Below are 13,034 nucleotides of genomic sequence, written 5' to 3'. Positions count from 1 at the left end.
CTGGCGATCACCCCCACACCGCGTTCAACTCACCCCCCACGACACCGAAACCGGGTGGCGTTTTCGGCGCCGGGCGGGGGGGGGGGGACACGCGCCCCCCCCCCCGGTCTGCCTCAGAGGCCGGTCCGGCCGCCTCAGGTCCGCCTCAGGGGCCGGTCCGGCCGGCGGCGTCGAAGCGCCGGACGCCCTCCGGTGTCACCACAGCCTGTACGGGGTGGTCGTGCGGTTCCTCCGGGACCCGCGCGACCACCTCGTTCGCGTACAGCAGCACCACGAGCGCCGGGGCGGCGCCCGCCCGTGCCAGCCGGCTCAGGACCCGGTCGTACGAGCCGCCGCCCCGGCCCAGCCGCAGTCCGCGCCCGTCCACCGCGAGACCCGGCAGCAGGACCGTCTCCGCCGCCAGGACGGCCTCCGGGCCCAGCCGGGGCCCCTCGGGCTCCAGCAGCCCGCGTCCGGCCCGTACGAGCCGCTCCGCGCCCTCGTAGGGGGCCCAGTCGAGATCGTTGTCGGCCATCAGCACCGGCAGCAGGACCCGGACGCCCTGTGCGCGCAGCGCGTCGAGCAGCGTCCGCGTGCCCGGCTCGCGTCCGACCGACACATAGGCGGCGACGGTGCGGGCGCGGGCGAGCTCCGGCAGATCCTGTGCCCTCCGTGACAGAACCTCGGCGGCCTTTCGCACGTCTTCACCGGAGAGCAGGGCACGCGCGGCGAGTAGTTCACTTCGCAGACCGCTCTTTCCCGGTGTGTCGGGCACGTGGGCGCTCACAGGGCATCACAAACCTCTCGTACCCGACTCATCGGCTTGTATGAGGCGAAAGTTAACCGGATCATCATCTTCCGCCCATACAGGCCGGATAGGCTCCCCGGCATGACTCATTCGCCCTCCAGGATCACCAAGGCTGTCATCCCCGCCGCAGGCCTCGGCACCCGGTTCCTCCCCGCCACGAAGGCCACGCCCAAGGAGATGCTGCCGGTCGTCGACAAGCCGGCGATCCAGTACGTGGTCGAGGAGGCGGTGGCCGCGGGGCTCTCCGACGTCCTCATGGTCACCGGCCGCAACAAGCGTCCTCTTGAGGACCACTTCGACCGGAACTACGAACTGGAGCAGGCGCTGACCCGCAAGGGCGACGCCGGGCGCCTCGCGAAGGTCCAGGAGTCCAGCGACCTCGCCACCATGCACTACGTGCGTCAGGGCGACCCCAGGGGCCTCGGACACGCCGTCCTGTGCGCCGCCCCGCACGTCGGCGACCAGCCCTTCGCGGTCCTGCTGGGCGACGACCTGATCGACCCGCGCGACCCGCTGCTCTCGCGCATGGTCGAGGTCCAGGAGCGCGAGGGCGGCAGTGTCGTCGCCCTCATGGAGGTCGATCCCGCACAGATCCACCTGTACGGCTGCGCCGCCGTGGAGCCCACGGGCGACCCCGACGTGGTCAAGGTGCACGACCTGGTCGAGAAGCCCGACGCCGCCGACGCCCCCAGCAACTACGCCATCATCGGCCGCTACGTGCTGGACCCCGCCGTCTTCGAGATACTCCGCAGGACCGAGCCGGGCCGCGGGGGTGAGATCCAGCTCACCGACGCCCTCCAGCAGCTCTCCGCGGACGAGAAGGTCGGCGGTCCGGTCCACGGCGTCGTCTTCCAGGGCCGCCGCTACGACACCGGTGACCGGGGCGACTATCTCCGTGCCATTGTCAGACTCGCATGCGAACGTGAAGACCTGGGACCGGACTTCCGGACCTGGCTCCGCAGTTATGTCAGCAAGGAGTTGTAGCACTTGAGCAGCACGGCAGACGCCCCGGACCCCGCCCGGGGTCCGGACCCGGACCCGGGCCCGAGTCCGGACGCGGCCCCCGGGCAGGACCGGATCTGGTCCGTCGAGGACCACCTCGCGGACATTCTCGCCGCGGTCCGCCCCCTCGACCCCATCGAGCTGCAACTGCTCGACGCCCAGGGCTGCGTCCTCGTGGAGGACGTCACGGTTCCGGTCGCGCTGCCGCCGTTCGACAACAGTTCCATGGACGGGTACGCCGTCCGTACGGCCGATGTGACGGGCGCCACGGAGGAGTTCCCCGCCGTGCTGACCGTCGTCGGGGACGTGGCCGCGGGCAGCGGCGCGCTCCCCGAGGTCGGCCCCGGGCAGGCCGCCCGGATCATGACCGGAGCCCCGCTGCCGCCCGGCGCCGAGGCCGTCGTCCCGGTCGAGTGGACCGACGGCGGTACGGGCGCCGGCGCGGCCACGTCGATGCGCCCGGCCGGCGAGGACGGGGCCGGCGCGAGCGGTGAGGTACGGGTCCACCGCTCGGCCGAGGCCCGCGCCCATGTCCGCGCCCGCGGCAGCGACGTGCGCGCCGGTGACCTCGCGCTGAAGGCCGGAACGGTCCTCGGCCCGCCGCAGATCGGCCTGTTGGCGGCCATCGGCCGGGGCAGGGTCCGGGTCCGCCCGCGCCCGCGGGTGGTCGTCCTGTCCACCGGCAGTGAGCTGGTCCAGCCGGACGAGTCGCTCGGCGAGGGCCAGATCTACGACTCCAACAGCTTCGCCCTCACCGCCGCCGCCAGGGACGCGGGCGCCCTCGCGTACCGGGTCGGCGCCGTCACCGACGACGCGGACACCCTGCGCGCCACGATCGAGGACCAGCTCATCCGTGCCGACATGGTCGTCACCACGGGCGGCGTCAGCGTGGGGGCGTACGACGTCGTCAAGGAGGCGCTCTCCTCGGTGGGCGACGAGGACGAGGCGGGCGGCGGGGTCGACTTCCGCCGCGTCGCGATGCAGCCGGGAAAGCCCCAGGGGTTCGGTTCGATCGGCCCGGAGCACACCCCGCTGCTCGCGTTCCCGGGCAACCCGGTGTCCTGCTACGTCTCCTTCGAGCTGTTCGCCCGGCCGGCGATCCGTGCCCTCATGGGTCTGAAGGACCTGCACCGTACGACGGTCAGGGCGCCCCTCACGACGGACCGGACGCTCTCGTCCCCGGCGGGCCGCCGGCAGTTCCTGCGCGGTACGTACGACGCCGAGGCGGGCGCCGTCACCCCGGTCGGCGGCGCGGGCTCCCACCTCGTGGCGGCCCTGGCCCACGCCGACGCGCTGATCGTGATCCCCGAGGAGACCGTCTCCGTCGAGCCCGGCACGGAGGTCGAGGTGGTTCTGATCGGCTGACGCATCCCTGTGGCGGTACCGTGGCTGCCCACACAGGCCCTGTCGGGCCCGGACCGGGAGCGCCACAGCGAATGACTGTGTTTTCCCGGGGGGCGACCCCCGGACACCCTCAGCAGGCCGACGAGAGCGGTTCGAGCGGTCAGGACGACCTGACCGATTCGGGACAGGACGGCCTGACGCACATCGACGCGTCGGGCGCCGCCAGGATGGTCGACGTCTCCGCCAAGGACGTCACGGCACGCACCGCGCGCGCCAGCGGCCGGGTGCTGGTCTCGCCGCGCGTCGTCGAACTGCTCAGGGGCGAGGGAGTGCCCAAGGGGGACGCGCTGGCCACGGCCCGTATCGCGGGCATCATGGGCGCCAAGCGGACCCCCGACCTGATCCCGCTCTGCCACCCGCTGGCCGTGTCGGGCGTCAAGCTCGACCTCTCGGTCGCGGACGACGCCGTCGAGATCCTGGCGACGGTGAAGACCACGGACCGCACCGGCGTCGAGATGGAGGCCCTGACCGCCGTCTCGGTGGCCGCGCTGACCGTCGTCGACATGGTGAAGGCCGTCGACAAGGGCGCCGTCATCACGGACGTACGGGTCGAGGAGAAGACCGGCGGCAGGTCCGGGACCTGGACCCGCCCGGACGCCGCCGGTGACGGAGCTGCCGGGGGTACGGCATGAGTACGCCGCCACCCGGCAGCCCGGGACCGTCGGGCGGGGCGCCCGCCTCGCCCTACCGGGCCCTGGTCGTCACGGCGTCCAACCGTGCGGCGGCGGGTGTCTACCCCGACAAGGGAGGCCCCCTGCTCGCCGACGGCCTCGGCGCGCTCGGCTTCGCCGTCGACGGCCCGCGGGTCGTCCCCGACGGCGACCCGGTCGAACAGGCCCTGCGCGAGGGCGTGGCCGCCGGATACGACGTGATCCTCACCACCGGCGGTACGGGCATCTCGCCCACCGACCGCACCCCGGACGCCACGCGCCGCGTGCTCGACCAGGAGATTCCCGGCATCCCGGAGGCGATCCGCGCGGAGGGCGCCGCGAAGGTCCCCACCGCCGCGCTCTCCCGGGGCCTGGCGGGCGTCGCGGGGCGGACCCTCATCGTCAACCTGCCCGGCTCGACCGGCGGCGTACGCGACGGACTCGCCGTACTCGACCGGCTGCTCGTCCACGCCGTGGACCAGATCCGCGGCGGCGATCACCCCCGCGTCTCCGGATGAACCCGGCCTGGCCCACGATGCTGGTGGACGGTGAGGTGACCCTCCGCCCGATAAGGCTGCGCGACCAGCGTGCCTGGCGGGAGGTGAACCGGCGCAACCGCGACTGGCTGCGCCCCTGGGAAGCGACGATCCCGCCGCCGCCCCCCGGCGGCCCGGTCGCCCAGCGCCCCACGTACCGCCAGATGGTCCGCCACCTGCGCGCGGAGGCGAACGCGGGCCGGATGCTGCCGTTCGTCATCGAGTACCAGGGGCGGCTGGTCGGCCAGCTCACGGTCGCCGGGATCACCTGGGGCTCGATGTGCTCGGGCCATGTCGGCTACTGGGTGGACCGTGAGGTGGCCGGCCGCGGAGTGATGCCGACGGCCGTGGCGCTCGCCGTGGACCACTGCTTCCGGATGGTCGGGCTCCACCGCGTCGAGATCTGCATCCGCCCCGAGAACGGGCCGAGCCGCCGCGTCGTCGACAAGCTCGGCTTCCGGGAGGAAGGGCTGCGCCCCCGCTATCTCCATATCGACGGAGCGTGGCGGGACCACCTCGTCTACGTCCTCACATCGGAGGAGGTGCCCGACGGGCTGCTCCGCCGGTGGCATCGGGCGCGCCCGGGAACGACCAGAAAATAAAACAAACGTTCGATATCGCGTTCCATACGACCATAAACCGATACGAACAATCACAAAAAAAGTCCGTGATATCAGCCGGATCGTGCGACACACCGGTCCAATTGGCCGATGCCCTCGTGCGAACCCCTCTACGGTGTGAACCGTGAGCAGCAGCGGCCTCATCTACGCAGTCATCGTCGGGGCCTGGGCCGCCTACTTGGTGCCGATGTGGCTCCGCAGGCAGGACGAGCTGAACGAGGCACGTCCGACGGAACGCTTCAGCACCGCCATCCGGCTGCTGTCCGGACGGGCGGCCATGGAGCGCCGTTACGCCAAGGAGCTTCAGGGGCGAGCCGCCGAGGAGGCGGGGGCCGACGAGGAACCGGGGAGCCGAACGGAGTCGATGAGCTCCGTCGACGTCCGGGCCTTCGCCGCGCCTCCGGACCGTACCGAAGCCCGGATGAACGTCCACGCGGACATCCCCGCTCCGGCCAGGTCGGCGCATTCCAGGTCGACGGCGCCCCACCCCGAACCGCACCCCGCGCCCCGCCCCGCCCCCGAGCGCCCGGCGTCCAAGCGGCGCGCGCGCCCCGCGGGCAATCCGGCCGAACGGGCCCGGCGCGCACAGCGCTCCCAGGTCCTGGCACGCCGACGGCGCACCACCATGATCCTCTTCCTCTCCTTCACTCTCGGCGCGATCGTCGCGGCGGTCGGTGGCCTGGGCTTCCTCTGGGCGCCCGCGGTCCCGGCCATACTCCTCAGTACCTATATCGTCCATCTGCGCGGCCAGGAGCGGCGCCGCTTCGCGTTCACCATGGACCGGCGCCGGGCCGAGGCCGCCGCGCAGCGGCTGCGCGAGACCCGCGCCCCACGCCGCCAGCCCGCAGCGGCCGGTTCCGACGAGCCCGAACAGGAGCCCGAGCCCTGCCCCGAACCCGAGCCGGCCGCCACGGTCTCCCCCCAGGAGGCGGGCCGCCGCGCCCTGGTCGAGCAGACCGACCACGCGGAATGGGTCGACCAGCAGCGCGAACGCGGCCCGGCCCGCGGCGAGAGCTGGGAACCGGTCCCGGTGCCCCTGCCCACGTACGTCACGGCCCCGGTCGCCCCCCGCGCCTCCAGCGGCGTGGAGGTAGGCGACCCGGAGACCTGGAGCGCGGCCCGCTCCTCCACGGCCGAACCGGCACCGGACCCCACTCCGTCCCCCCGCACCCCACCCCAGCGCCGCACCCGCGACCACGGCAGAACCCCGCTCTTCGACCAGTACGACGAGGACGACGACCGCCCCCGCGCCGCCAACGAGTGACCACCCCGCACGGACCCGCGCCGGCCCGCCGCCGGTCCCGTCCGTGACCAGCCGCCAACGGATTTCCGAGCACGGCAGGGAGGGTGCTAAAGTTTCACTCGTTGCAAGGGCCTGTGGCGCAGACTGGTAGCGCACCTCGTTCGCATCGAGGGGGTCAGGGGTTCAAATCCCCTCAGGTCCACAGCACGACTGTTCTTGAGTTAGCTCAGGAGCGTTGACGAGATCCCGTCCGATCGCAAGATCGGGCGGGATCTTCGTCATTTCAGGGGTCGTTCGATGGCTGTTCGGGGTGGTGGATGGCGGCGTATCGGGTCTGGCCGGTTGCTGGGCAGACGCTTGGGCCTTGCCAGGACATGCGAACCGGCCCCGGTCGCCCGGGGCTGGTGATGGTGCTGTGTGGCTGTGACGTTGCCCGATCAGAGGTTGGCTGGCGGATGCCGCCCCATGTCGATTGGCGCGGGGACGGAAGACAGGTCGCAATCTGGGGCAGTCGCAATGGACTCGAAGTCGGTGTCGCAGAGCCGGTTGCCGGTGCGCTCGTAGAGCCAGGTTTCCAGGATGTCCAGGTTCCCGATGGTCACCATGATCGCGATGAGGATCGTCTGGGCCACCTGGCCGGGGACTCGGCGGTGCATCGGGTTGCCGATGTCCATGCCGGCGCCCTTGAGACGGCCGTTGAGGCCCTCGTTGTGAGAGCGGATCGGCTTGTAGATCCGCTCCCAGGTGGGGCTGAGGTAGTGGCTGTCCTGCCGGAACTTGGCGTTCTTCAGGTCTCCGGCCGCGTCGGCGGGGACGCTGATCGCGGAGGCCCCGCAGACGGCGGGCAGCGCCTCCTTGCCGGGAGGGTCCGCCCATTCTCTGTCAGGGAGCTGGATGGTCGGGCGAGCCGAGGCGTGGCTGGCGCGGGAGCGGAGATCCGCCAGTTTGATCACGGGCTGAGGCGGACCCGAGGCGGTCGGTCGAGCAGGGCGGAGGCGTTCTCGGCGTGGACAGTTCACCGAAGGGGACGGCCCGGCCGCCGGGCATTGCAGGCGCACGGTTCCACGGGCATCGGCGTTCTGCTTGAGCTTGAGGAAGTAGGGCAGCCGCTCGGCGACCACCGGCTTCAAGTCGTCGAGCCGTCGGCGGAAGGTCTTGTCGTCCATGCCATGAGTGGCCTGAGCCAGGGCGTTGGGGATGTGTGGGCAGGCGAGGGAGCCGTCGATCAGTACGGCTCCTTGCCAGCTGCCCTGGATACCGCGGTCGGCCGCCTTGTAGTCCAGAGCGAGGCGGTAGCCGAGTCGGCGTACGGGGATCTGGAAGTTCTCCGGCGAACAGCCGGTGTAGGCGCGATCTGCGGCACAGGTGCCTGTTGGCAGCCGAAGCTCGGCGATGTGCTTCAGCATGGTGACCGCGTTCTCGCCCGTACGGACGGTTGGAGTGTCCAGGCTGAGGCCGAGGCAGAGCTGCGGGTAGGAGGGCGCGCGGCGGCCCTTCGCGGCTCCTTCGCCTGTGCGGGAGTGGGCGGCGACGAGCAGGCTTGCGCTGTAGCCGAAGATGCCCTTGTCGGAGCCGCCGCTGAAGTGCCAGCCAGCGGTGATCTCGACGGACGCCGTGCCCGAGTAGTCGCTGTCGGGCTTGGCCAGAACTGGGATCGAGGTGGCGTCCACTCCCACGTCACCGGCCCAGTGCCGCATGTATCCGCGTTGCTGTGCCAGCCGGACCGGGACCAGTACGAGGTCGTTCGCCAGCCTTTGGAGCCGGTTCGCGGCCCTGCGGCCGGCAGCCTACTCCCAGACAGCGGAGTGGATGTCAGCCTCCGCTTGGTCCAGGCGCCGGCGCCGGTCGCATCGTGCCGGGTCGAGTGCGGTGGTGATCCGGTCCAGCCCTCGGTAGAGGCGACGACTGGCAGCTATGCACGCGCGTGCCGTGGACGGCGGCAACTCGGGGATACCGAGCCAGGCGCGGGCTGCGGGCTGGAGACGGAAGTGCAGGATCTGCCAGGCGTCGGAGACCGTGGCTCGGCCCGTGTAGTACACGGCGAGCATCAGGCCCGCCAGTACGGTCCTCGGCCGTACGCCTGGTGGCCCGGGGCGGCCTCGCAGCATATCTTCCAGCTGTTGGGGCAGGCCGGAGCGGTCGAGGACAGTCAGCAGCTGGCCGACCTTGGAGTCGGGGATCTCGGTGAGCCTTCCAGGACGCAGTCGTGGCCGCGCATGGCGGGCGGCCAGCTGGTCGGCTTCAGGCCGCGCCCTCACGAGCGGCGGCCGCGCAGCAAGCGGATCACCTTCGCCCTGGGCAGTGGGGGCACCCAGTGGTGGTAGCCCGCCAAACCGGCAGGGGAGGCCATGCCTGCGGCAGAAGCGACCGCCTCCGGACTGATGCCCTCGGAAAGCCGGCCGACGATCCACGTCGACCGCAACCGCCGAGCGGAGAGCGGCGGCAGACCCGCATGAGGCCGATGGCGGGCAGGCCAGGAAGAGACGAGGTTCTTGGCTGCGGTGACCTTCCGTCCCGGCCTGAAGAGGAACCCGGTTCCGGAGGTCTCTGCCAACTCGGCCAGCGTGCCTTCCCAGTCGGAGTGACACGCCACGAGCCGGCCGAGCATCTTCTCATCCAGCACCGCGACCCCACCAGAAGTGACGCGAACGTGGCTGCCTCGCATGGGCGGGACCTCACCCGGCATCAGGCCGCACCCGGCTCCGAGCGCCATGAGCGCGAGGCCGTCGAGTCGAGCCTGGTCCGGCAGATGATTCGCCCAATCCCGCAGGCGCGCCAGCTCCCCGGTTTCATAAGGCGGCTGCGGCGTACGGGGCGAGGAAAGTCGAGCCGGAGGGGCCTCTCCGCGCTGGACCCAAACCAGGGCTTCCCGGGCCCGCCGCAGCCAGGTCCGGTAGGTCAGTACTGTCGAGTCCTTTGCCGCAACGCAGCCCGACAGGATGAAGGCGTCGATCGTCTCGGTCCGCAGCCAGGTTCCGGGGTCGCGCGGCAGCCCGCTCCGGTCCGCCCAGACCGCGATCCGGCCGATCACATGCAGCAGATGCTCCGCCGCGTAGCAGGTGGCCGGAGCTGTCGCCGCCACGGTGGCTCTCACCAGCTCGGCGACCGGCGCCCACTGGCGATGCGGCAGTCGGGGCCGGTAGTCGCGGATCTTGCTGGAGACCTCCGAGCTCAGTGTCACAGACCAACAGAACCGGCTGGACAAGCAGCCAGTGAAGACGTCGAAGGCGATCTTCACGGAAAGGAGTGCATCGACATGGTCGGAGGTTTGGCCCGCAAGACCGCGCCGAGAGACCTTGCCCGCGATCCGGAATCCTGGCCCGACTCCGCCGTCGACGACGTCGCCGCCAGAGTCGTCCAGGCCATCGCCCGCGAGCTCGCGCTCGCCCTGGAGCGCGAGAAGCGAAGCCTGCGGAAGGTCTCCACCGGATCCGGGGTCAACCGGCAGGCTATTGCCGACCTGCTCGCCGGCCGGTGCTGGCCGGACGTCGTCACCGTTGCCCGCCTGGAAGATTTCCTCGCCGTCCCGCTGTACCCACGGGATGGAATGCGCAGTACGCAACAAAATCGGCCTTCCCGTCCCCGGGGAAACCTGTCCCAGGGAACGACGAAATAGGCCACGCGCCCCCGAGGCGAGGCGGATTGCTCTAGCCTCGGGGATGCGTGAGCCACTACGAGGGTCCACGTCACTGGCTCCGAAGAGGGTCCAAGCTCAACGGAGCCCGTCCCCTCCTCCCCGCAATGGGAGGAGGGGACGTCTCATGTTCGGGGCGGCGGCGTCAGGCGTCCCCTCCCTGCGATTCCGTGACCCGGCGGGCGGCGAAGGTGCCGATCGGGTGCTCCACGGCACGGTCGTTCTTCACCAGCCGCTTGCAGGTCCGGCGGGTCGTCTCGATGGGCGCCCGCCCTTCGTCGCCCTTGGTCGGGCGCCCAAGGGCCTCTGTGATGTCCTTGACCTTCATCGGCCGTCCGGCGCCCACGAGGATCTGCTCGACCGCCTGCATCAACTGCCCGGACGGCGACCGTGAAGGCCCGCTCTGCCTGACACGAGTCTCCTCTGGCGGCTTGCTCGGTTCCGACTCGTCGTCGGCGGACGCATCGCCGTCCTCGTGCTCCGCGTCAGCTTCCTGCTGGGAGCTTTGATCGTCCTCGGACGACGCCGAGCGACCCGCGATGAGCTCGGCGAGAGCTTCGCTCAGCTGATCGCGAGTGCTCGCGTACTTTGCTGCCTCGACTCGGAGATCCGCGAGCTCTGCTTCGAGCTCCGAGATCCGCGCCAGCGTCCGATCAGTCTTGCCGGAGTAGATCTCCACAGCCGTCCGCAACCCGGGAGCCGCATCCGGCTCGCCCGCCTCTGTGAAGTCCATCCGCCCCTCCTCGGCCCTCCCGTACGACAGGACAACGGCAGTCATCGTAGGGAATGCCAGTCGTGCCCGGCAGCCAAATGACCAACGAAGTCTGGCAGTTGAGGCGCGGCGGAGCGTGAGTCTGATGTCTGGCGTCCCTGACCTGCGTGTCTGCGACGCCAGTCGTAATGCTTAACACCGTCAACAGTTACGGCAGATCAGGCTCTGTCGCGATTCCTGACGCCACGTCTTCGAGGACGAGGTCCGGAAGGATGGCCAGTCCCAGACTCTGAAGATCCACGTTCGGGCTGGCTGCCTTCTCTGCAACGCGGGGCGACCAGGAGGCCAGCCCGCCCAGTGCAGGTACCAAGCCTTCTCGGTCGTCACTGAGCAGGGCTGCCACGAGCGACACGACATCGGCGCGGGAGCTGCCTGCTGGAGTCGGGAGAACGGCCAGCCCTGAGAGTGCGCGCTGGTCACGAGAGCCACAGAGCGCCGTGAGGGCGGCGAGAGCGAATCGGACGGCATTGCTCTCGTTCTCCCAGCGGGACAGCAGTCTCGGCAGCCCGCTGCCGATGGCCCGCCGTGTCAGGTACTCAGCTGCAGACTCCTCCCAGCCACCCCCGAGTGCGGTGATGCGATCGGCCAGGGAGACCTCTGCAGCCGGCCCCGAAGCAGCAAGCCGCAACAGGTCGCCGAGCAGAACCAGCCGGCTGCCGGGCGCGACGTTGTCGTCGCAGACCAGCTCCATGAGGAACGGGACAGCCTCGACGGTGGTGTCGGTGCAGGTGCCTTGGTGGGCCACAGCATCCGCGAGATCACCGAGGAACTCACCCGTCGACCCATAGGGCTCGCCGAACGCGAACTCCTCATCGAGTAGCCACCCCACGGCATCCGGAACGTCCTCCGCGCTGCCGTACATGCGCTCTGCGACCGCCACCACGGCCTGGACCACCGCTGCGGGCTCACCGACCTCACTGCACTTCCACGGCGGACCGGTCGGAGGTCGCACGGGATCCTTGGGCAGAGGACTCGGAAGGGCGACCTCGGCGTCGGTTTGTTCATGGACCAGGCCGTCCCGTTGGAAGACTCTTTCGGCAGTGACGGCATGTCCCTCGCTGTACCCCTGCTGGAAACCGCAGTGGGCACGGGCCACACGGGCCATCCGAGTCCGCTCACTCCGGAGGAACGGCTCGAGAGCCATGCGCTCGTACCCGCTGTAGACGGCCAGCGAGAAGACCTGCCACCACCCCTCCAGTTCCGGGTCCATCGACGGCTTTCCGTACCAGAAGCTCGATGGAACGAACCGGAAGTGATCGTGGACGCGCACTGCCGTCAGACGGTGGCCCATCCCGGAAAGCTCGGCCGCGGCGGCGCGGGCAGCATCCTCACTCGGCAGGCTCAGCGTGTACTGGACTCCCCAGGCGGGAGGTGCCGCGCTCATCAGCTGCACTGCCAGGTGAACATCGCCCGCTCGAAGCGCCGCGCGGCCAGATCTTCCGGGCGGATCAGCCAGTACAGGGCTCCGGCATCGCCCCACATCATGTCCGCGGCGTCCTCGCTGTCGAACTGGGCCAGCAGCACCCAGTTGCCCGCCTCCTCTGACAGCCGAGGGTCCTCCCAGGACACCTCGCCGTCCAAAACCGCCTCCGCGATCTCGATCTCCACAGGGTTCTGCACCGAGTGAGCGTGGCCGCCGATCTGATGCCCCACCTCCTCGTCGAACTCCCACAGCGCCTCGAGGAACCCCTGCGAGCAGACGGGATGGTCGTACCGGTTCCCCAGCGGGGCGCCTGGGACGAAGACGGCCCGGACGGATGGATGCCAGGGCTCGGTCGCAGTCATCTCCACCCGAGCGGTCAGTGGTACCACCGGGTACGGCTTGAGCCCAGCAGGCGCCCCACGCTCTGACACCTCCTCGTCGGCCCCCACGTAGAGCACGCGGGCGCCCGCCCAGCTCTCCCGGTCCTCAGCAAGAACGAGAGCATCGCCATCGTCCAACTGCCCATCGAAGTAGAAGAACAGCAGCGTCCCCGCCGCGGGCAGATCGATGTCCAGCGCAGCCACCTGGAGGCGCGTGCAGTCGAGCGAGGCTATGAAGGAGAGCGGGCCGTGTCCATCCCACATCGGCCACGCTGAGGTGACCGGTAGCGCCGGGAGTCCACCGAGCTGCCCGATTGCGTCGCCGGAATTGACCGCTGCTTCCAGACGAATGCCAGGCCGAAGCAGACAAGCCCAGTTCTCGGCTACCTCGGGCGACAGATACTGCAGGGCGAGAGAACGAAGGGCATCTCGGGAACCGTGTGTCATGCGCCCGATCATCCAGGGCACCACCGACAACCGTCCCTGCAGCCCACGGTTCAGCCTCCGGCCGACTTGGACTGAGAGGTACGGGCCGGCAGTGGCAGGGCCTCACATCAGCAGCCCACCGCCCTCCCCGCATTCA

The 13,034-nt window shown here is 70.4% G+C and carries 14 protein-coding genes and 1 tRNA gene; 8 read left to right on the top strand and 7 right to left on the bottom strand.

Annotation, left to right across the window (positions count from 1 at the left end; translation table 11 throughout):
- Positions 1 to 145 precede the first annotated feature (145 nt).
- A complete protein-coding gene (locus tag ACFXPK_RS16190; RefSeq protein WP_385075779.1) occupies positions 146 to 754 on the bottom strand; it encodes a 5-formyltetrahydrofolate cyclo-ligase in 609 nt (202 codons plus the stop codon).
- Positions 755 to 868: 114 nt separating this feature from the next.
- Here ACFXPK_RS16190 and galU point away from each other — a divergent pair, with 114 nt between their 5' ends.
- The 7 genes from galU (at position 869) to ACFXPK_RS16155 (ending at position 6,444) form a co-directional block, all read left to right on the top strand.
- On the top strand, positions 869 to 1,771 hold the full coding sequence (galU, locus tag ACFXPK_RS16185) for a UTP--glucose-1-phosphate uridylyltransferase GalU (RefSeq protein ID WP_385075750.1): 903 nt from the start codon (positions 869 to 871) through the stop codon (positions 1,769 to 1,771).
- Between the two features lie 93 nt (positions 1,772 to 1,864).
- Positions 1,865 to 3,154, top strand: coding sequence for a gephyrin-like molybdotransferase Glp (gene glp / locus ACFXPK_RS16180; protein ID WP_385075776.1), 1,290 nt, complete (start codon positions 1,865 to 1,867; stop codon positions 3,152 to 3,154).
- A gap of 71 nt (positions 3,155 to 3,225) precedes the next feature.
- Positions 3,226 to 3,825, top strand: a complete 600-nt coding sequence (moaC, locus tag ACFXPK_RS16175) for a cyclic pyranopterin monophosphate synthase MoaC (RefSeq protein ID WP_385075747.1) — start codon at positions 3,226 to 3,228, stop codon at positions 3,823 to 3,825.
- Positions 3,822 to 4,361 carry a molybdenum cofactor biosynthesis protein B gene (locus tag ACFXPK_RS16170; protein WP_385007429.1) on the top strand — a complete coding sequence of 180 codons (540 nt, stop codon included), beginning with the start codon at positions 3,822 to 3,824 and terminating at the stop codon, positions 4,359 to 4,361. The genes moaC and ACFXPK_RS16170 overlap by 4 nt, the downstream gene beginning before the upstream one ends.
- Entirely contained in the window at positions 4,358 to 4,981 is a 624-nt protein-coding gene (locus ACFXPK_RS16165) for a GNAT family N-acetyltransferase (protein WP_385075743.1), read from the top strand. The genes ACFXPK_RS16170 and ACFXPK_RS16165 overlap by 4 nt, the downstream gene beginning before the upstream one ends.
- A 142-nt stretch (positions 4,982 to 5,123) precedes the next feature.
- Complete coding sequence (gene glpR, locus ACFXPK_RS16160) at positions 5,124 to 6,263, top strand: gephyrin-like molybdotransferase receptor GlpR (RefSeq protein ID WP_385007433.1); 1,140 nt, start codon at positions 5,124 to 5,126, stop codon at positions 6,261 to 6,263.
- A gap of 107 nt (positions 6,264 to 6,370) precedes the next feature.
- A tRNA-Ala gene (locus tag ACFXPK_RS16155) sits at positions 6,371 to 6,444 on the top strand.
- A gap of 235 nt (positions 6,445 to 6,679) precedes the next feature.
- Here ACFXPK_RS16155 and ACFXPK_RS16150 read toward each other — a convergent pair.
- From ACFXPK_RS16150 to ACFXPK_RS16140, 3 genes are all read right to left on the bottom strand, one after another.
- A complete protein-coding gene (locus ACFXPK_RS16150; RefSeq protein ID WP_385075740.1) occupies positions 6,680 to 7,912 on the bottom strand; it encodes a hypothetical protein in 1,233 nt (410 codons plus the stop codon).
- A 117-nt stretch (positions 7,913 to 8,029) separates the two neighbouring features.
- Positions 8,030 to 8,350, bottom strand: coding sequence for a hypothetical protein (locus ACFXPK_RS16145; RefSeq protein WP_385075737.1), 321 nt, complete (start codon positions 8,348 to 8,350; stop codon positions 8,030 to 8,032).
- Positions 8,351 to 8,496: 146 nt separating this feature from the next.
- Positions 8,497 to 9,480, bottom strand: a complete 984-nt coding sequence (locus ACFXPK_RS16140; RefSeq protein WP_385075735.1) for a hypothetical protein — start codon at positions 9,478 to 9,480, stop codon at positions 8,497 to 8,499.
- 30 nt (positions 9,481 to 9,510) lie between these two features.
- Between ACFXPK_RS16140 and ACFXPK_RS16135 the strand changes: the two genes are divergently transcribed.
- Positions 9,511 to 9,858 (top strand): XRE family transcriptional regulator, encoded by a 348-nt coding sequence (locus ACFXPK_RS16135; protein ID WP_385075733.1) that lies wholly within the window; start codon positions 9,511 to 9,513, stop codon positions 9,856 to 9,858.
- 163 nt (positions 9,859 to 10,021) lie between these two features.
- On the opposite strand, the gene ACFXPK_RS16130 is transcribed toward ACFXPK_RS16135, so the two are convergent.
- The 3 genes from ACFXPK_RS16130 to ACFXPK_RS16120 all read right to left on the bottom strand — a co-directional run bounded on the left by ACFXPK_RS16130 (position 10,022) and on the right by ACFXPK_RS16120 (position 12,898).
- The gene (locus ACFXPK_RS16130) at positions 10,022 to 10,609 is read right to left on the bottom strand and encodes a hypothetical protein (protein WP_385075731.1); all 588 of its coding nucleotides are present in this window, start codon (positions 10,607 to 10,609) and stop codon (positions 10,022 to 10,024) included.
- A gap of 187 nt (positions 10,610 to 10,796) precedes the next feature.
- A complete protein-coding gene (locus ACFXPK_RS16125) occupies positions 10,797 to 12,032 on the bottom strand; it encodes a hypothetical protein (RefSeq protein WP_385075728.1) in 1,236 nt (411 codons plus the stop codon).
- On the bottom strand, positions 12,032 to 12,898 hold the full coding sequence (locus tag ACFXPK_RS16120; RefSeq protein ID WP_385075725.1) for a YwqG family protein: 867 nt from the start codon (positions 12,896 to 12,898) through the stop codon (positions 12,032 to 12,034). The genes ACFXPK_RS16125 and ACFXPK_RS16120 overlap by 1 nt, the downstream gene beginning before the upstream one ends.
- Positions 12,899 to 13,034: the final 136 nt, after the last annotated feature.

Source organism: Streptomyces sp. NPDC059142, from assembly GCF_042755665.1.
Lineage (GTDB): Bacteria > Actinomycetota > Actinomycetes > Streptomycetales > Streptomycetaceae > Streptomyces.
Note: the sequence above shows the minus strand (reverse complement) of the source record. Positions and strands in the feature narration are given on the sequence as shown.

Coding starts and splice junctions, on each gene's coding strand:
- ACFXPK_RS16130 (WP_385075731.1), bottom strand. CDS start 10,609: ATGGACTTCACAGAGGCGGGCGAGCCGGATGCGGCTCCCGGGTTGCGG.
- ACFXPK_RS16120 (WP_385075725.1), bottom strand. CDS start 12,898: ATGACACACGGTTCCCGAGATGCCCTTCGTTCTCTCGCCCTGCAGTAT.
- ACFXPK_RS16170 (WP_385007429.1), top strand. CDS start 3,822: ATGAGTACGCCGCCACCCGGCAGCCCGGGACCGTCGGGCGGGGCGCCC.
- moaC (WP_385075747.1), top strand. CDS start 3,226: ATGACTGTGTTTTCCCGGGGGGCGACCCCCGGACACCCTCAGCAGGCC.
- ACFXPK_RS16165 (WP_385075743.1), top strand. CDS start 4,358: ATGAACCCGGCCTGGCCCACGATGCTGGTGGACGGTGAGGTGACCCTC.
- ACFXPK_RS16145 (WP_385075737.1), bottom strand. CDS start 8,350: ATGCTGCGAGGCCGCCCCGGGCCACCAGGCGTACGGCCGAGGACCGTA.
- ACFXPK_RS16125 (WP_385075728.1), bottom strand. CDS start 12,032: ATGAGCGCGGCACCTCCCGCCTGGGGAGTCCAGTACACGCTGAGCCTG.
- galU (WP_385075750.1), top strand. CDS start 869: ATGACTCATTCGCCCTCCAGGATCACCAAGGCTGTCATCCCCGCCGCA.